This window comes from Kineothrix sp. MB12-C1, from assembly GCF_030863805.1.
GTDB lineage: Bacteria > Bacillota > Clostridia > Lachnospirales > Lachnospiraceae > Kineothrix.
The window spans coordinates 2,552,142-2,571,056 of record NZ_CP132957.1 but is presented as its reverse complement, the minus strand read 5'-3'; the positions used below and the strand labels follow the sequence as shown (position 1 = coordinate 2,571,056).

13 protein-coding genes and 1 tRNA gene are annotated in these 18,915 nt (G+C 43.0%); 2 read left to right on the top strand and 12 right to left on the bottom strand.

Annotation, left to right across the window (positions count from 1 at the left end; genetic code table 11):
- Positions 1-9 precede the first annotated feature (9 nt).
- The gene (locus tag RBB56_RS11985; RefSeq protein ID WP_306719187.1) at positions 10-1,473 is read right to left on the bottom strand and encodes an ISLre2 family transposase; all 1,464 of its coding nucleotides are present in this window, start codon (positions 1,471-1,473) and stop codon (positions 10-12) included.
- A gap of 383 nt (positions 1,474-1,856) precedes the next feature.
- Here RBB56_RS11985 and RBB56_RS11980 point away from each other — a divergent pair, with 383 nt between their 5' ends.
- Positions 1,857-3,530, top strand: coding sequence for a S8 family peptidase (locus tag RBB56_RS11980; RefSeq protein ID WP_306719186.1), 1,674 nt, complete (start codon positions 1,857-1,859; stop codon positions 3,528-3,530).
- 21 nt (positions 3,531-3,551) lie between these two features.
- Entirely contained in the window at positions 3,552-5,225 is a 1,674-nt protein-coding gene (locus RBB56_RS11975; protein ID WP_306719185.1) for a S8 family peptidase, read from the top strand.
- A gap of 87 nt (positions 5,226-5,312) precedes the next feature.
- Here RBB56_RS11975 and RBB56_RS11970 read toward each other — a convergent pair whose 3' ends face one another.
- The 11 genes from RBB56_RS11970 to RBB56_RS11915 form a co-directional block, all read right to left on the bottom strand.
- Complete coding sequence (locus RBB56_RS11970; protein WP_306719184.1) at positions 5,313-6,053, bottom strand: SIS domain-containing protein; 741 nt, start codon at positions 6,051-6,053, stop codon at positions 5,313-5,315.
- A 1-nt stretch (position 6,054) separates the two neighbouring features.
- Entirely contained in the window at positions 6,055-7,308 is a 1,254-nt protein-coding gene (locus RBB56_RS11965; protein ID WP_306722145.1) for a PTS ascorbate transporter subunit IIC, read from the bottom strand.
- Between the two features lie 58 nt (positions 7,309-7,366).
- Positions 7,367-7,648 carry a PTS sugar transporter subunit IIB gene (locus tag RBB56_RS11960; RefSeq protein ID WP_306719183.1) on the bottom strand — a complete coding sequence of 94 codons (282 nt, stop codon included), beginning with the start codon at positions 7,646-7,648 and terminating at the stop codon, positions 7,367-7,369.
- A 29-nt stretch (positions 7,649-7,677) separates the two neighbouring features.
- Complete coding sequence (locus RBB56_RS11955; RefSeq protein WP_306719182.1) at positions 7,678-9,603, bottom strand: BglG family transcription antiterminator; 1,926 nt, start codon at positions 9,601-9,603, stop codon at positions 7,678-7,680.
- A gap of 397 nt (positions 9,604-10,000) precedes the next feature.
- Positions 10,001-10,072, bottom strand: a tRNA-Gln gene (locus RBB56_RS11950).
- A gap of 220 nt (positions 10,073-10,292) precedes the next feature.
- Entirely contained in the window at positions 10,293-12,695 is a 2,403-nt protein-coding gene (locus tag RBB56_RS18345; protein ID WP_331525672.1) for a family 43 glycosylhydrolase, read from the bottom strand.
- 14 nt (positions 12,696-12,709) lie between these two features.
- Complete coding sequence (locus tag RBB56_RS11935) at positions 12,710-13,696, bottom strand: LacI family DNA-binding transcriptional regulator (RefSeq protein ID WP_306719181.1); 987 nt, start codon at positions 13,694-13,696, stop codon at positions 12,710-12,712.
- Positions 13,697-13,763: 67 nt separating this feature from the next.
- Positions 13,764-15,275: an arabinosylfuranosidase ArfA gene (gene arfA, locus RBB56_RS11930; RefSeq protein ID WP_306719180.1), complete on the bottom strand. Its 1,512-nt coding sequence runs from the start codon at positions 15,273-15,275 to the stop codon at positions 13,764-13,766.
- Between the two features lie 33 nt (positions 15,276-15,308).
- Positions 15,309-16,151 (bottom strand): carbohydrate ABC transporter permease, encoded by an 843-nt coding sequence (locus tag RBB56_RS11925; protein WP_306719179.1) that lies wholly within the window; start codon positions 16,149-16,151, stop codon positions 15,309-15,311.
- Between the two features lie 95 nt (positions 16,152-16,246).
- Positions 16,247-17,143, bottom strand: a complete 897-nt coding sequence (locus tag RBB56_RS11920; protein WP_306719178.1) for a carbohydrate ABC transporter permease — start codon at positions 17,141-17,143, stop codon at positions 16,247-16,249.
- 22 nt (positions 17,144-17,165) lie between these two features.
- Positions 17,166-18,506 (bottom strand): ABC transporter substrate-binding protein, encoded by a 1,341-nt coding sequence (locus RBB56_RS11915; RefSeq protein WP_306719177.1) that lies wholly within the window; start codon positions 18,504-18,506, stop codon positions 17,166-17,168.
- Positions 18,507-18,915 lie beyond the last annotated feature (409 nt).

The window sequence follows — 18,915 nt, the reverse complement described above, 5'->3', positions numbered from 1 at the left end:
CTATTCTTTTTACAATCCCCAAATGTGGTTTTTAAAATAAGCTATCTTTTTCACTTCTGGAAAGGGAATGCTATGAGTTATCCTTTCTACATAGCGTTGTTCCTCTGTCAGTCGCTTGCTTTCCGATCGAAACATCTCGCTGCTTAAATAGATTCTTTCTTCTGTACCCACTGCTATGGGCAACTCCTGCTTTTGCATTCTCACCAACTCCAACATATTTCCTTTGTTTGCTTTATAAATCCTTAGCTTTGCCATTTGGTGAACTCCATGCTTACTCCACCCTAATGGTCTGGAACTCATCCTGTCTGCGTAGATATGGCTCACATGTCCTTCTGCACTGCATCCCACTTGTGTTTCTTTATTTCTCAAACCCTGCATGATCCCATCCCAATGCCCTAGGATATAAGCCATACTACTTTCTACCTTTTTCCTTTGTGCTTCGTTTTCTGTTATATTCAGGATTTTTTCAAAGGTCTCGGATGCCATCCATTTCGCTCTCTTGTGTATGGCACCATACAGTTCACTTCTTGCATCCTCTGACGAATCCATTAAATGCGAAGTTGCTGCTGTGATATATTTCTGCATATGGAATTTATCCAGTACGAAGGTTGATCCGGCTATAAATTTACGTCCGCTTTTTATCCAGGCTGCACCATCTCCATTAATATAAATCTGTTTTATGGCATCCATGTCATAGGTGGCGCTGATATACTCATAAATCTCTCGCCAGAACTGTTCTACTCCTTTGCTTCCCTCATATATGCCCCCAAAGTACTTCGGATTGATCAGCTTAAACCTTTCGCTTTTAGGCGCTTCTGATTCCGCACCTTCATATACATAGGCTATTTTAGGCATACTGGTGTTGCTTCGAGGTTTCGTGATATCTCCCTTTTTCTCGAGATACTGCAATGACACATGATCTTCATCTGCATCAATATAAAGATAGGAAACCTGTTTTTTATTCTCTATTTTTTCTGGTTTTGTATGAAATTTCAGATCATGTATCTTATTTTTTACTGTCTGTTTGCTGACTTTTTCGGAAAGACTGGCTCTGATTCCTCCTTTGCGATAGCTACTGTCGACCGCTTCCTCAAGCATCTGCGCCTGTGCATCTTCTGTCATCCTTACATGGCTTTCTAATCCCATGATCCGATCTAGCAGATATTCACAGGCTCCAGTCTTCTTGTTCTTAAACAGTGTCTTGCAATATCTCACAGTTCCAAGGCTGGTAATCAGGGATGTTTCATCTCGTCTGCTTATGACCCAGTTTCTCCTTCTGTATCCGCTGTTTCTCAGTTCTTCATCCATACTTTCAAAAGTCTCCGCAATCATGTCCAGTCCTAACTGTACTACACTATCTGTAATTCCATAGATAAACTCTGCTTGTTGTTGAGGATCTTTCAAAAACTTTTCCAGAACTCCTGTTAAATTTTTTGCCCCATTTTCTTCAAACTGTTGTATACTTTTAATCATAGAGAGCACCTTCCTTTGTGTCCGATTTTTTCTTAGTCGTTAAAATCATAACACAAAGAGGCGTTCTCTTTTTATTCAATTAATATCCTACAAAAACTTTACCCTAGCCACTTTTTTTCTGTATTGGGATTCGGCCACGAGCGTGGGCGAAGCACACTTTTGTTTTTCTATAGGAAAGACCTTGTTACAATAAAATATAAAAGTGTTAATCCTATAGAATAAAGCCCTGCGGGCAAGCAATGCGCAGCTACGCGCGCGAAACAAAAGCTGTGCTGCCAAAGCTTTTAACCACGAAAGTGGGCGAAGCACACTTTTGTTCTATTAAAGATTTTTACTCATAGAATATAAAATATAGCATAAGGCTAGAAAGGTTCGCTTATTTTATGAATAAAATACTCGATGAAGATTTCTATGATTTGATTATTGATAATATCCTTTTGCCACATTATGATACCGATAATAATACTACCCCTTTAAATGAAAGATTTTCCTTGCTGCACATTCCAAGTGGCCCGGACAATGCCTGTGATCTCGGCATACATCCGTACCACCGCTTTCCCTCTCTTCTTACCTTATCTGCTTTAATTAACGGTGAAGAATCCAAAACTATGCAAATAAATCATACCTCATCGCTCTCACTATACGGAAGAGGGGTTATTATCGGAATCATAGATACCGGCATCGATTATACCCATCCTGCCTTTCGGCATAATGACGGAAGCACACGAATCCTTTCTCTATGGGATCAAACCATACAGACAGGTATACCGCCGGAAGGCTTCACTTTTGGTTCCGAATACAGCCGGGAGCTTATTAACCTCGCGCTCATGTCCGGAGAGACTCAGACCATCGTTCCTTCAGAGGATAACCTGGGGCACGGCACCGCAGTTGCCGGAATCATAGGCGGAAAGCCCAACTCTGCCGAGAATTTCAGCGGAATCGTCCCGGAAGCAGACTTCGTCATCGTAAAACTAAAAGAAACCAAATCAAGTCTGAGAAGAATTGCTTTTGTACCCCAAGATGCCATCTGTTATCAAGAATCGGATGTTATTTTTGCAGCGCGCTATTTATCATCCATTGCCTATAAGTTGAGCCGCCCCCTGGCCATCTGTGTGACTCTCGGAACAAGTCAGGGCGGCCGTGACGAACACGGAATTACCACCGGATACCTGGATACTCTTACTTCCAGGCCGCAGATGTGTGTTTCTATTGCTGCCGGAAATGAAGGAAACAACAAAAGACATTATTTTGGCGATATCGTCTCTCCTTTTCAAGATGCCACTTTCGAACTGCAGGTAGGAAGTCCTGATCGGATGTTCGCCATGGAAATATGGCCCTATGCCCCCAGCCACCTCTCGATAGAGGTAACCTCTCCCAGCGGCGAAACCACACCCATTATGTATCCAAGGCTTAATATATGTGAACAATTCAACTTCCGTTTCGATCAGGGGACTCTCTTTACCAACAATATTAACTTTGAGGAACAGACCGGCGAACAACTCATACTACTTCGTTTTCAAAATCCCGCTCCCGGCACATGGAGTTTTAATCTTCACAACATCGAGGAAGGTCCTTTCTCCTTCCACTCATGGCTTCCCTCGGGCGATTTAATCTCTCTCGAAACTTACTTCCCGGATTCTAATCCGGATACGACAATTACCTCTCCCGGCAACGCCACACGCCCTTTGACAGTTACTGCATATAACCCTCTGGACGGTAACATATGGATTAACTCCGGCAGAGGTTACACCCGCACAAATCAGGTGAAACCGGATATCGCCGCTCCCGGATATAAACTTAACTGTCCGCTTCCGGGCAACCGTTATTGCTCCGCTACCGGAACCGGGGCCGCTGTAGCTTATGCCACCGGTATTGTCGCCATGCTTTTGGAGTGGGCTGTCGTCCGTGGAAACTATACTTCAATAACAGGTACCGACATACGCCGCCTTCTTACCAGAGGAGCATATCGTAGTCCGGAGCTCACTTATCCGAACAATATATGGGGATATGGACAGCTAGATGTTGACGGAGTCTTCGACCGGCTCATTATTTTTTAATGCGAAAGGTATAGATTATTTATGGAAAAAATACTCGATGAAAATTATTATGACTTGATTATAGATAACATTCTCGTTCCCTCCTACGATATCGGTAACAATATCACCTATCTCAACGATCGCCATTCCTTGCTGCACGTTTTGAGCGGGCAGGTAGATGCTTGTGACCTGGGAACCTCTCCTTATCATCGCTTTCCCTCTATCTACACCTTAACCTCAACAATTAGCCTCGAGGCATCCGGCGTTACTGCAGTTCAGCGCAATCCCGCTTTGAACTTATTTGGCACAGGAGCGCTTATAGGGATTATCGATACGGGTGTGGACTATATGCATCCCGCTTTTAAGCGTAACGATGGAAGTACACAAATTGTCTCCATATGGGATCAAACTATTCAGACCGGAGAGCCTCCGCAAGGAATGACTTTTGGTTCGGAATACACAAAAGAACTTATCAATCTCGCTTTGCAATCCAGCGAACCCTTATCCGTCGTTCCCAGCCAAGATGAGGTGGGACACGGCACAGCGTTAGCAAGCATTGCAGCCGGAAACCCCAATACCGGCCAAGACTTTTCCGGTGTGGCTCCGGATGCAGAATTAGTCGTTGTCAAATTAAAACAGGCAAAAAATAATCTGCGGCGCGTTGTTTTCGTTCCTGACGATGTAATCTGCTATCAGGAATCGGATATTATGCTGGCCGCACGTTATCTTCTGTCCGTTGCCGATAGATTAGGCAGACCTATCACAATATGCACAGCCCTAGGAAGCAATGATGGCAGCCATGACGGACAGAGCGCGCTAAGCAGCTACTACGATTACATCGCCCGGCTCTCCCGCGTATGTATTGCCATTTCCGCCGGAAATGAAGGGAATAGCGGCAGACATTATTACGGCAATATTACCGCATCACCTTATAACAGCGAATTTGAATTGCGGGTAGGTATAGAAGACCGCTTATTCTCTATAGAAATTTGGCCCTATGCACCGAGCCGACTCTCCATCGATATCATCTCACCCAGCGGAGAATCCACTTCGCCAATTTATCCCCGCATCAATACTTGCGAACGATTTAGCTTCGTATTCAGTACGGGGGTGATATGGGTCAATAATATCAGCTTTGAAGAGGAGACCGGCGAACAGCTCATATTGCTTCGTTTTGACAACCCTGCGGAAGGCATATGGCGCTTTATTGTCCATAATCTGGAAGATGAACCGTTTTCTTTCCATGCCTGGCTTCCATCGGGAGACGCCCTTTCCAGAAACACCTATTTCCTTCAGCCTAATCCGGATACTACGATTACCTCCCCGGGTAACTCCATACATACGCTGACAGTTACCGCCTACAACCAAGATAGCGGCAGCATATTAATTGATTCCAGCAGAGGGTATACCCGTACCGGCTTCCCGAAACCCAGCCTGGCAGCTCCCGGCTATGAATTGACATGCGCTCTTCCTAATAACCGATACGGTACCCTTACCGGTACAGGCGCTGCCACAGCTCATACTTGTGGTATCATCGCTCTCATCTTCGAATGGGCCGTTACCAGAGGTAATTATACCTCCATCACAGGAGTTGATATCAATCAGCTTCTTATCCGCGGAGCCTCACGCAGTCCTAACAATACATACCCTAATAATATATGGGGATATGGACAGATTGATGTGAACGGAGTATTCGAGCGGCTTGCTCTTTTCTAAAAAAAGTGCTCCTTCTGACAGAAAAATCTATCGGAAGGAGCACTCATCATATAATATTTTAGTAATATTATACTAAAATAACAATTCTTAAAAATTATAATGAATATTTTCTTTATATTCCTCATAAATCCTGCGGTTTAACTCATCGCCTCCATCCACATTGGCACTGTAGAAAATCGGTGGTGTTTCCACCCCGGCTTCCACCAAGGCTTGCGCGGTAGCGGCAACGATAGAATTAAGGATAGACGCACCAATAACGGTTGACGTTGGACTTACTTTCTGTTCTATTCCTTCTATCGCCACACAGGCATCTCCTTTTTCTCCGTGATTATCGATCACGATATCGCTAATCTCGTACAGATTCTTTCCACAAGTATGACGGGAACTAACAGATTTCGAATAGCTGAGATTCGTAAGGCAGATTACGAGAGCCCCTCTTTTCTTCGCTTCGAGGGCTGCCTCAATCGCCACAGCGTTCCTTCCCGAGACAGAATGAACGATAAGAACATCTCCTTTTTTCATGGAGGTCTTCCCTACCAAAAGAGTACCATACCCTTCCAGGCGTTCCATCCTGCTCGTATGTGTGATCGGGGAAGTATCAAGCATCAATTCTCTTCCGAAAATCGGGTTAATAACTACCAGCCCGCCTGCACGGTAAAAGAGCTCTTCCGCCAGAATCCCCGCATGACTTGCGCCGAACACATAAATTGTATTTTTCTTAAGTATGGCATCCGTCAAAGCTGTAACAGCCGCTTCCATTGCGCCCGATTCCTCCTGTTCCACTTGATCCAGAAGACGGCGTATCTCTTTGAAATAAAGAAATTCCATATTAGAATACCCCCAAAAGCTTATCGATAAGGTTAGCAATAATGCCAAAAAGCGAAAGGTCATTACCCCCGAAAATGAGCATCCAGTTCTGAATCGTTCCGGAATACATAACAGCAGAGATACCGGTTAAGGCAACCATAACGACCGCTGCTACAACAGTACCGATAATACATCCGCGAAGCCCTCCCTGTCCTTCACCGATAACCGCTGCCGCGCCACATTCGAAGAAAGATGTAATTACTAACGGAATGAGCATAAGATGGAATACATTAGCTGTATTACAAATCATAATTAAAATAGTGGATGTGATCATTGCTGTTACGAAGCCAATAAGCACAGCATTCGGTTTATAATTGAAGATAACCGGGCAGTCAAGAGCCGGAAGCGCATTGGGAACGAGCTTCTCAGAAATACCCTTGAAAGCAGGAACAATCTGATTGATCAGCATACGAACACCTTGCAGCATAATAATTAAGCCTGCACCAAAGTTAAGGCCCTGGTTAACAGCAGTCATAAACATATTCTGTCCTTCTGCGACAGAAGAAGGAACCGTAATCCCAACAACAATAAACATAATAAAGATAACGATAGCACCGGTTATGGATATCTCACGGAAGAAAGAAAGATTTTGGGGAAGATTAAGGCTCTCCGTTGATTTTTCTTTATTTCCTGTCTTGCTCGCTACAAAGCCAGCAATCAAACTCAAGATACCAGTCGGATGTCCGAGCGTAAAGGAATCATCTTCTGTAACCGCAAATACATATTTACGCAGCAGCCAAGGCATCAAGGACCAGTAAAGAGCGGAGAAAACTGCACTGATACCAATCAAAAGTGCACCGCTTAAGCCCGCTTCCACTCCTGCTGCAACAAAGATGAAGGGGAACCACCAAAGCATATGTCCGGTAAGGAAAATAGTTTTAATCGGTGTAAATCTGGCAATCAGGATGTGCAGAACAAGGCCAATGAACATCGCAAGACCTACATCACCTCCATAAGAACCAGTGAAGGTTACATCATTGAGTCCTTCTGAAGCAACGGCCCCTGAAAGGGATTGAAACGCTGAGTTAATCGGTAAAATAGAGCCGACAAGCATAGAAACACCTGCATTCAGAATTATCATACCAAATGCTGCCAGCAGAGTTCCCTTTATTATCTCCGTAAATCCCTTTTTCTGGAGTATAAGGCCCAGCATAGCAATCAAACCGAGTAGAATCGGAGGATTGCGTAAAATGTTTGTTGTAATAAAATCCATCATATAAGTCACCTTTCCCTTCTCATAATTTTATCTGTATGCTTATCCTAATTCATAGGGATTAAGCATTGGTACCGTCTAAAAATTTTTCAAATGCTTCTCTTATTTCCGTTAGATCCATATACTTTTTCACACTGTAAATAGGTACATTGCATGAACTCTTAAGCTCTTGTGCTAGTTCAGCACTGGTAAAAATGGCATCGCATGCGGCTCCTCGGGCCGAGTTAATATCTGTCGCTTCCACCTCACAGTCAATATCCAACTGCTTACATACTTTATCCAGACTCATTTTCAATATCATGGACGAGCCACAGCCAAATCCGCAAACTGCTAAAATCTTCATAGTAATTCACCTCCTTTTCTCAATATTTTTTAATATCTCCTAAGAAGATTAAGAATCTCCTCTTTATCTCCTGAACGAAGTATATGAATATTTTCCCGGTCTCCAAGAATGTCTGACAAATTAGCCAACGCATCCAAATGCGAAGAAGCATCCACTGTAGCAAGCACGAGAAATACATTTACAGCCTCCCCAAGCACGTCCACTTCATTCCTTACTATAAGCAACGACATAGAAAGGCGATTTACGCCGCCTTCCAACCTGGCATGAGGAAGAGCAAAATATTCATCGAGTACAATGTAAGGCCCAAATCGATTCACGCTTTCAATCATCGCATCGATATAGGATGGTTCAATGGAATTATCATCGAGCAATGGTTTCGCTGCTAATGTGATCGCATCTTGCCAACTTTCCACATGAGGCACAATATTTATTCTATCTCCATAAATTAAGTCTTTTAGCACAGGATTTTTTTCCTCCTTATTTTCTTCTGTCTTCTGGTACATCAATACATTCAAGTCTTGACGGAGCTGTTCTTCATCATAGATATCCGCACTTTTACGAATCACATGAATGAGCATCTCCATATCAAACATATGTGCCGTACCCGAAAAATCCAACAATTTGTTCATAATGAGCTGAATATCCCTTTGGGTGAAAATCGGATTTACCACGATCACATTGTCATAGCCGCGAAGTTCAATGGTAGATATAATGTAATCGTACTCTTGTAAATAATCCTCCAAGCTGCTCAATGCAATGGTATCAACCACTTTCACAGTAGGAATATATTTATAAAGCTGTATTTTCAAGGTTTTAGACACCATCAGACCGTTGGGGCAAACGAGCAATACACGATTTTTGCTTCCTTTACCGCTTCTGCTTCCGGAAAGATATCCGCCGAAATACGCCGCAAGGAATCCGATTTCTTCATCACTCATGTCGGCGAGCTCCGGAAACTCCTCCCCGCCCTCCGTCACGATAGAGCGAATAATCTTATAAAGCGCACCATGCTGTATCGTAATTTCCGTCAAGCAAGGATTATTAATCGGAAAATGAAAACGGATGCGGTAATAGGATGAAAGCAAATGACCTTTTATATTACTTTTAAACTCCTCTTTGGACTCGATTGTCATCGCGGTCCTGGATTCGAACTTTTCAATCAGCCAATCCACATAGCGCTCAATCCGCCCGTCATCCACTTGATAATTCCGGCTGGGAAGGGATGAAATATAAGCGGAAAGATACTGCCGCTCTTCCAAACGCTCCGTCCCAAGCAATTCAGAAAGGGTCGCACAATAGGGGAACTGCTCCGCTTCCGAGAAATCCTCCCCCGGTTGTACGAACTCTCCTTTATCAATCCTGCTCTTTGAAAATACGAGAAATGCAGAGAGATTGCCCAGAGAATAATCCGTCAATTGGAGATTCCACTTCTTGTTAAAATCAATGACCTGCTTTGAAATCTGGTGAAGCAAATCTACATTTTCCTGCATAAGCGACAGATAAAGTTCACGAATCTTTCTTTCATCACCGGTTATAGAAAACTGTGGTTTTGTATGAAGATAAAGACCTTTTTCCTTTAGTAAGAACTTTACCTCTTTCATATCATTTATACATGTGTTTTTACTAATTCCCATCTCATCGGCTAGTTTCTCAAGTGTGAAAGGCTTATTTTCCAGAATCTTACCGAGGATATAGCTCTGTCTGCTATAGACTGCATAAGGGTCTAACAAACCGGTTCCGTTTATAAATCTACGCAGCATATTATAGTTGCCAACATAGGTGAACTTCTGTCCGACTCTCCGAATCTGGCCGCAGCTTTTAATCTGTCCATTGATATTCTCGATATCATAGTACAGCGTCCGCTTGGAAACTTGAAAGCGATCCAACAGTTCTTGCAATCCCGCACCATCATTATAAAAAATAAAACTCAGGATACTATTTTCTCTTTTTTTCATATATTTAAACCATTCTCCTGCTAAAGTCCGGCGGTTCGCTCCCCTGACAAGGCCTAACCTTAAGTCTATGCAAACTGTAATGATAAATCATAATTGTGTACCCACTTTTTATTATAATTTATTCATAGTAAAGTACAATACCAATCCATTGCACACGTTTTGCACAAAATAATTATTTTGCCACAATGAAAGTATAGCATTTTTCATAAAAACAAACCTACAAATTGAGTAATTTTATTTTACATCAATTTGAAGGTCTGTTTTTATCGTTCTGTAAGTATTATGGATTTGTAATTGTCAAAAACATGGTAGGTACATCCTAAGGCTCCTGCCTCGCCACCTAAGCTTTTCCTATAGAAGAAAGAACTCAGTTGATTTCTCAACTGAGTTCTTCAAGCAGGGCTACAAGGATTCGAACCTTGAGATGACGGAGTCAGAGTCCGTTGCCTTACCGTTTGGCGATAGCCCTATATTATGTTCGTAGCGCTTCGTTATTCACACGCTACATTTTGGTATTATACACGAATCATTATAGGATTGCAAGTACTATTTTTTAATTTTTTGCATTAATTTATGAACTGTCATTTAAGAGCGAAAAAGATATTTATGAGGAACTGCCGCTATACTTTTATATACTCAGTACGGCAGCTCCTGCATCTTTAAAATATCTTCCTTCTATCATCCGAATATCAGATAGTATCGTGATACAAATCCTTCAATTCCAACAGCTTCTTTCTCATAAGTTTAAGGATCTCTCCATATTCATCATCCAAAGCCAGATTAGTCAACTCGTAAGGGTCTTGTTCCAAATCATATAATTCCTCAATATCCCCTTTATTTTCTATATATTTGTATCGATCCCACACTGCTACTCTAGCTTTCCATGGAGCCAAATGCCCATGTGTCTGCGCAAATAGTGATTTGCGCCAGGAAGGGGATTGTTCACTATATATACTAAGAATATCCTCTCCATCGACTTTCTGTTCGAATTGGCCTCCTGCTGCCGAAGCAATCGTAGGTGCGATATCCGCATTGGTAATTAATTCGTTGCATACCGTACCTGCAGGCAGTACGCCGGGATATGACATAGCAAGAGGAATTCGCATCACTTCCTCCGGCAGATAGAAGGCTTTATCGAAATGCCCGCCATGACAGGCCAGGGCATCCCCATGATCCGCCGTCCATATAACAAGCGTATCTTCTTCCATACCGAGTTCCTTAATCTTATCTATAATCTGTCCGGCAGCCTCATCCACCATCGTAATCTGTCCGTAACATCTGGATAGCATTTTCTGCCACTCGCTCCACGGCATAGAATTGGGATAGCGTAATTTTCTATCCTCACTCGTTTCCCTTCCCGTATCAAAGTGATAGGATTCCGGTTTTCCCGTCAGATCATCCGAAAAGCTTGGATACTCCTCAATGCTCTCAGGAGGATACATCGCCGCAAATTCTTCCGCCGGGCTATATGGCTGATGAGGCCCCCAGAAATCTACCCGTACCATAAACGGCTCTCCGCTTCCTTCTTCTTTTATCCTTTCTAACTGACGTTTCGCCATATCCGCCACATAGTATGCCTCGTGGCTCTCTTTCGGGCCTATAAGAACCCCCGATAGAGCCTCGTTGATTAAGTCCCGGGGGAAATCATAGATATCTCCCTCTTCCACATCATCGATCCATCCTTTTTCGCACATATTCTTTTCAATCCGCATCCTTGCCGCCGGCAGATGGTTCCGTTCAATATATTCCTTATACTCCTTCTGATGGTACGGATTGGAGTAATCGGGGTAGGACACACCTTCACATCCTAAGTCTTCCGGTTTACCGGTACCTGCATGATATTTGCCGAAGTAATAACTCCGATATCCCTCACCCTTCAATACATCGATGTAAGTTTCATGGCTGTCGAAAGGCACTTCGAAGGAATTATCACTCTGCCCGTGATTGTGCGGATACAATCCGGTGAGAATGCTTTTTCTCGAAGGCATACAAAGGGGGCTGGTACAATATGTTTTCTCAAAAAAAACGCCTTCCTCCTTTAGTCTGTCAAAATACGGAGTATTCACCCGAGGGTGTCCATAAAAGGCTTGATGATCTGCTACCAGCATAAGGATATTTGGTCTGCGGCTCTTCTTATATTCGAATACCGGCATCCCATCCTCATCCCACGCTACTTCCATATAATAAGCATGTCGATTCTCATCATATAAAGGATCCCCTATGATTTCATCATATTGCCTTGCATGGAATACCATCACATCCCTTTTCCCATCCTCTGACTTCGTAAACGAGTTATGTCCGGGTCCATAGATACCTTTCACCGTATCGGTTGTAAGTACCGGGTTCTTGCTCTTCTTCCAATCCGCCGGGTCCAAGGGATCTCCCCCTTCTCTCAGCGTTAAAAGCCCCATGCAGTAGCATGCCCCCGTGGCACTGGCCGAATAGGTAAGAAATGTCCTTTCTCCGCGCTTAATAACAGCCGCACCTTCGTTCACAAAATATCCTTCTCTCTCCCAGCCGTAATCGGGCGCAGCAAGAAGAATCTGGGCTGTTTTCAATTTATCAGGCGCTTCCATCTCCGCAATATACAGATTGGATATTTTCTTGCCCACATTTACCTTTTCTGCCCAAACACAATATCTCTTCTCTTTATGTTCAAAAACGGTCATATCGAGAGAGAAGTCTTGGAAGGAAAATTTATCCCCTTGTGCCGGCTTCATCTGCCCTAATTCCTGCCATTCATCCTCCATCGGATCGCCTTCACACTTAAGAACGTAAGGACGTATCTTCCAAACATCCTCTTTCTCACCCGCCGCATAGTATATGTACCATGCACCATCTATAAAATGTATCTCCGGTGCCCAAATATGGCAGCTCATAGGCCCATTCTCATGGCAATTCCATATAGTCCGTTCCTCTGCCTGTGCCAGCCCTCTGATGGTATCGCTCTTTCTTAGTATAATCCTGTCATACTCCGGTACCGACGCTGTAAAATAATAGGACCCGTCTATATGCCTGTATACATACGGGTCCGCTCGCTTTTCTATTAATGGTATATTATACTCTGTCTTTACAAAATTCTCTCTGTTCATAGCCATCCTCTTTACTAAATCGTATTTCCATGAATCAGCCGATAATTCTCATAGGTTTTCAAGGGAATCTCCCTTCCTTCCATCTTGTCAAACAACAGCTCGACTGCTTTTCTCGACACCTCCGGCACCGAGTTATGGATGGTAGAAAGGCTGGGTTCCATATATTCTAAAAGCTCCAAATTATCAAATCCCATAATTCCATAATCCGAAGGGGCCCTTTTACCTGCCCGTTTTAATACCTTTATGATATCCAATGCGAAGATATCTCCGGAACAGAAAAAAGCAGTTCTTTTCTTACTATTTTCAAGCAATCCGAGTACCTCCTGTTCATAACCGAAGGCTCCTATTACAACCTTCTCTATCCCCGGATAATTCTTCATTACCTCTTCAAATCCTTCTAAACGCTGCTCATGGGTATATATATTTCCCATTTCCTTTTCGGCAAGTGGAGGACATACAAATACAACGCGCTCATAACTTGAGGCGAGTATCTTTTGCGCTGCCTCCTTTGCCGCTTTCTTTTCATCAATTCCCACAAAAGGAATTGTGTCAGATATTCGATTACCTACCACAACAAGGGGGGTGTTGAGACTTTTCAGGAATCTTCCGAATTCCCGCCCTTTATTAACAGGAGAAAGGATAAGACCGTCTACACGATAATCCACCAACCGCCTAATCAGCTCTATTTCCCTTTCCCTATCTTTTCCATGGAGGGTGATATTCACACAATAACCTCTCGTCTGAGCCTCTTCTTCAATAGCACTCAGCATCTGGGCAAAATACTGATTTCTCACATCATACACCACGACGCCTATGGACATCGTCTTGCCCTTTACAAGCCCTCTTGCCAATAAGTCAGGACGATACCCAAGCTCTTTTGCCGTATTAAGAATTCGCTCCTTCGTTTCACTGCTGATTCTCCCCTGATCATTCAAGGCTCGAATTACTGTGGTTCTCGACACATTGCAGATTCTTGCTATATCATTCGTTGTGACACCCATAAATTCCCCTCCTCGTTATCTTCGGCTCGTAATTATTCGTAACTGCTCAGTATCCTCACAGTTACAATTATTCTTTAATTCTGAAGCGTATCGCATTCCATGTGAGTTTATCCAATACACAGGCCGCCTTCTCTTCTTCCAATGAAACATCTTCTCTCGTACTTGTTTTAACGAGATTATGCATCACACTATTATCGGCCTCAATATCCTGCGCACAGAGAACTCTGTGTTCTATCACTTCTTCCACTTCAAAACCTTGTAACTCCATCTCTATTTCCATGCTTATTTCACTGCTTCTATTGATTGCAAACAGAACAATTTCATTGCCATTTTTCACCGTAACTGTATCGATCAGCGGAACATGCGACTTCTTATCCTTCGTTGCATATTCCGGGCAGATAACACGGCTGTCAAGTACCTCTCCATGACCGAGCTGAGCAACATCCGCAAAAGGATAGTAAATCGTCTGCTTCCACATCTCACCGCCTTTTTCAGTCATAATCATCGCACTGATATTCGTAAGAAGAGATTGGCATGCGACTTTGACCCTATCCGCATTTTTAAGAATTGCTAAAAGCATCCCTCCAAAAAGCAGAGCATCCTTAAAGCTGTATATCATCTCGCTAATCGGCTGTGCCTGCTGCCATGGGCTGATATCACATTCCCGAACCGTTTCATCGGAATGCCTTGTCCATACTCCCCACTCATCAAAACTAATATTTAACGTTTTATCGGAGCGTTTCTTCGCTTTTATAAAGTCACAGGCCGCGATGACTATCTTGATATATTCATCCATAGCATCCGCCTGCGCCAGGAATTCTTCCGTCGTTTTCTCATGCCCATCAAAATATTGATGCAAAGAGATATAATCTACATACTCATATGTTTCTTCCAGCGAGTCTTCTTCCCACTGTGGAAATGTAGCCATTGTATTTAGCGAGCTTCCGCAAGATACGAGCTCGATGTCCGGATCGATCAACTTCATCGCCTTAGCCGTTTCCCTCGCCAGACGTCCATATTCACTCGCGCTTTTATGTCCAAGCTGCCAATGTCCATCCATTTCATTTCCAAGACACCACATACGCACATTATATGGTTCTACTCTGCCATTTTCAATCCTTCTATCGCTATAGGAAGTCCCTCCAGGGAAGTTGCAGTATTCCAAATAATGAACGGCATCCTCCAATCCCTTCGTACCCAGATTCACCGCAAGCAGCGGTTCTGTTCCTGCTTTTTCACACCATTTCATGAATTCATCAGTGCCGAATTCATTCGTTTCTATCGCTCTCCATGCCAGTTCCAATCTCCTGGGACGTTCTTCCTTTTTCCCAATTCCGTCCTCCCAATGATAGCAGGACACGAAATTACCTCCGGGATAACGAATATTCGTGATGCCCGCTTCCTTTACCGCAGCCAGTACATCCTTCCTGAATCCGTCTTCATCCGCTTCGGGATGACCCGGTTCATAGATACCGGAATATACCACTCTTCCCATATGTTCTACAAAGCTACCATAAATTCTATCATCAATGGTACCTAATTTATAGTCTTTATTTATTACAATTCTTGCTTTATGCATAACGTCCTCCTAAGTAACAGTTCTGTTACCCTTCTAATCTTTCAGTCCACTCGTCGCCACGCTGGCAATAAAATACTTCTGGAAGAAAATATAAATAATAAGCAGCGGCAAAATAGAGAGTAGCGCTCCCGCAAGCTGCGGACCATAGTAAGTCGTTGCATGCTCTCCTACAAAAAGCGCAAGTCCCGCAGACAACGTTCTCATTCTCGTACTACTGGTCATCATAAGAGGGTATAAAAGATTATTCCAGTTCTGCATCAAATGAAAGATAGTGAGTGTTAGAACACCCGGCAGTACAAGGGGAAACATAATCTTCGTAAATATCCCAAACTCACTCATGCCATCCACTCTCGCCGCCTCTTCCAGGTCTCTGGGCAATGCAGCAAAATAAGAACGCATCATAAATATTCCGAAAGCTGACGTCGCTTTGGGTAATATAAGCCCTGTATAGGTATCCAGCAGCCCCAAAAAGTTGGACTCTAAAAACAACGGGATCATCATTACCTGAAAAGGTACCATCATCGTCATAAGCACTAACATAAACAATAGATTTTTCCCTTTAAACTCAAGTCTTGCAAAAGCATATCCTGTCATGGAATCGAAGATTACCGATAAGAAGGTCGCCCCTCCGGCAAAGATTACCGTATTCTTAATATAGATTGCCATCGGTATTGTTTTAAATATCCGCTGAAATGACTTTAAGGTGTACTTGGTCCCAAGCAATGAAGGGGGATATCCTATAATTTCCTTCTCCACCTTGAGGGAACCTGCCGCAAGCCATATTAACGGGAATAGTACTACGGCAATCATCGCCAGCATAATCACCATTTTTAATAATCCGGCCGGTGTAACGCCGTATTTGTTTTTTCTATTCATCTAATTTCTCCGTATAATAATATTAATGATGCTGGGGGCAAAAAGTATTTTGCCCCATGATACCTACGGATTGTTACGCACTTTGTGGTATCATATTAATTGCGGTCCATAAACATCTTCTTATACATAGGAAGGGAAATTACCAGTATTACGCAAAGAAGAATAACCGAAAGTGCACAGGCATATCCCAAATCGTATGGATCATTGAATCCTGTCTTATAAATATATTGTACCAGTGTTTCTGTTTTGAACTGAGGGCCGCCCTGTGTTGTCACATATACCTGATCGAACACCTGCAAGGATCCTATCGTATTAGTAATCATGCAAAATCCCAATGTGGGGCGCAGCAGCGGCAACGTAATTCTGAAAAATTGTGCCATCCTTCCTGCACCATCAATCTCCGCTGCTTCATAATAGCTTCTTGAGATACCTTGTATCCCCACCACTAAGATAGACATTGTATAGCCGAAGTTCTTCCATATCGTCATAGCCACTACCGTAGGCATAGCTGTCTTTGCATTTCTGAAAAAGGTAGCATTATGAATACCTACCTGCTCCAAAAGGTATGGAACAAATCCGATATTCGTATCCAAAAGAATGGACCAGACAATACCTACTGCAGCCATAGAACAAACTACGGGAAGAAAAAATATAGAACGGGCCACCTTATTGAAAAATGTTGCTTTTACGAGGGCATTTGCCACCAGCAGACCGATTACGATCTGCAGTGGCACCTCAAAAACAACAAACACTACTGTATTAAGCAAAGCATTCCAAAACCTTTTATCCTGAAATATCCGTGCAAAATTAGTAACTCCCGCAAATGCTGTATCCGTGAAGAATATATTCATATCGAACAGACTGATAATAAGCGATGTTACAAGCGGGATTACCGCAAAGATGAGCAGCACGAGTAAGGATGGGAGCATAAAGATATACGCTACTTTATCCGGTTTATTCCAATACCGCTTCCATGTTTTGATTGTTTCCAATTTATTTCACCTCAATATTACTTTATTTCGCAAGGATTTCATCTATGCTTGCCGAAGCCTTTGTCAACTCATCCTGCGGATCGTTGCCGGCTACTACATTTTCTATCATAGGGAAGAGAACATTACCATTCACCTGTTTTACTACTGTCACGCCCGGTGCAAAAGAGAATCCGAAGTCAGAAATAGAAGATAATGCATTTACTATCTCGTCCGCCTGAAGATCCGCATCTTCTGCCAAGGATTTCAAATAAGGAGGAAAACCATTACGCATGGACCATTCTTTACAGATTCTATCTGTATTCCAATAAGCGATAAAATCATAAGCTGCTGCTTTTTCCGCTTCGCTGGAAGTGGAAGTAACAGCGAAGCCCTGTACCTCGATCACTCCTGCTGCACGTTCATCACCTGCAGGCATTCCCGTTACTCCGAAATCAATTTCCGCTTCCCGTAATCCATTGATTAACCACGGTCCGCTGCAATAGATTCCCATTTGCCCTGCCAACATCAAGTTATCCGTATCCGCACCTGTAGAACCTACCGGCGCATATCCTTCCTTCACAAGTCCCTGTATGTATTCGAGTGTTTTCAAGTTCTCAGCACTATCGAGTACCGACTTCGTTCCATCTTCTGAGAATACATCACCACCATTTGCTTTAAACATTGCGTTGAAATAGCTGGGAGCACCGCTTATAGGGAAGCCCACCCCATATATTTTTCTTGAAGGGTCAGCAACTTTGCCCGCATATTCTGCTACTTCATCCCATGTGGCAGGAGGAGTCTCAGGATCCAATCCTGCTGCTTCGAAAAGCTCTTTATTCCAATATAAAAATGTGGAATGCACCTGCATAGGAATCATCATCTGACTTCCATTATATTGTAATGCTTCAATGGGAGCTTCATTGAAATTGCCCTTATCCGTTCCTGTTACTTCAAAGAAGTCATCGAGCGGAGAAATAATTCCATTATTCGTATAAGTTGCCGTATCGAAGTTACCTCTGATAATTAATGCTGGAGCCGTCTTAGACGCAATGGCTGCCGGCAACTTTTCTTCCAGGCTGGCCGCTGGCATAATATCCATTTCTATCGTAATTCCTTTATCATTTTCTTCATTATACTGATCTACGATTTCACGAAGAACATCTCCATCCGTACCTGTGAATGCATTCCAGAACTGAATTGTTATCGGTTCAGCCTCTGCCTGCACTGCGGTGTTCTGCTCCTCAGAGCTTTCTTTTGCTGCTTCCTCCTGCACCTCCTGAGCCTGTGGCTCTTCCTCCTGTGCCATCGGGGAAGCCGTATTACATCCAGCAAGCGTAGCTACCATCGCTAAAGTCAATAAAGTCGCTAATGCTTTTCTTTTCATCTTCTTACCATACCTTTCTCATAAATAGGTAACTGTTCAGTATCCTCACAGTTACTCATAAATAACATCCTATCTACTTACTACCTACTTACAATGAAAAGAAACCTTTACTTTTCCTGCTAATTCATTTAGAATAGTAGTGCTTGAGATATCCTGATGATTTATTGGTCTTGTTCGCTGCAAACAACAAATTGTCAGGGTATTTTTTATGCCTTTTCCTTTCCTCTCACCGGCAATTCTATTTTTCACTTGCTTTCCCACGTATTCTTGCGATCTGTGCAGTAAATACACAGACCTATTGAATAGTTAGAATCCGTTTCCATTCATTTTCATACACGCACTTATTATGTTACTGTTCACACCTCCACTGTGAGCAACAACTTTATTATGCAACTTGACATTGCGTACA

Excerpts from the sequence above, each read along its gene's own strand:
- RBB56_RS11985 (WP_306719187.1), bottom strand. The coding sequence starts at position 1,473 with ATGATTAAAAGTATACAACAGTTTGAAGAAAATGGGGCAAAAAATTTA.
- RBB56_RS11980 (WP_306719186.1), top strand. The coding sequence starts at position 1,857 with ATGAATAAAATACTCGATGAAGATTTCTATGATTTGATTATTGATAAT.
- RBB56_RS11975 (WP_306719185.1), top strand. The coding sequence starts at position 3,552 with ATGGAAAAAATACTCGATGAAAATTATTATGACTTGATTATAGATAAC.
- RBB56_RS11970 (WP_306719184.1), bottom strand. The coding sequence starts at position 6,053 with ATGGAATTTCTTTATTTCAAAGAGATACGCCGTCTTCTGGATCAAGTG.
- RBB56_RS11965 (WP_306722145.1), bottom strand. The coding sequence starts at position 7,308 with ATGATGGATTTTATTACAACAAACATTTTACGCAATCCTCCGATTCTA.
- RBB56_RS11960 (WP_306719183.1), bottom strand. The coding sequence starts at position 7,648 with ATGAAGATTTTAGCAGTTTGCGGATTTGGCTGTGGCTCGTCCATGATA.
- RBB56_RS11955 (WP_306719182.1), bottom strand. The coding sequence starts at position 9,603 with ATGAAAAAAAGAGAAAATAGTATCCTGAGTTTTATTTTTTATAATGAT.
- RBB56_RS18345 (WP_331525672.1), bottom strand. The coding sequence starts at position 12,695 with ATGAACAGAGAGAATTTTGTAAAGACAGAGTATAATATACCATTAATA.
- RBB56_RS11935 (WP_306719181.1), bottom strand. The coding sequence starts at position 13,696 with ATGGGTGTCACAACGAATGATATAGCAAGAATCTGCAATGTGTCGAGA.
- arfA (WP_306719180.1), bottom strand. The coding sequence starts at position 15,275 with ATGCATAAAGCAAGAATTGTAATAAATAAAGACTATAAATTAGGTACC.
- RBB56_RS11925 (WP_306719179.1), bottom strand. The coding sequence starts at position 16,151 with ATGAATAGAAAAAACAAATACGGCGTTACACCGGCCGGATTATTAAAA.
- RBB56_RS11915 (WP_306719177.1), bottom strand. The coding sequence starts at position 18,506 with ATGAAAAGAAAAGCATTAGCGACTTTATTGACTTTAGCGATGGTAGCT.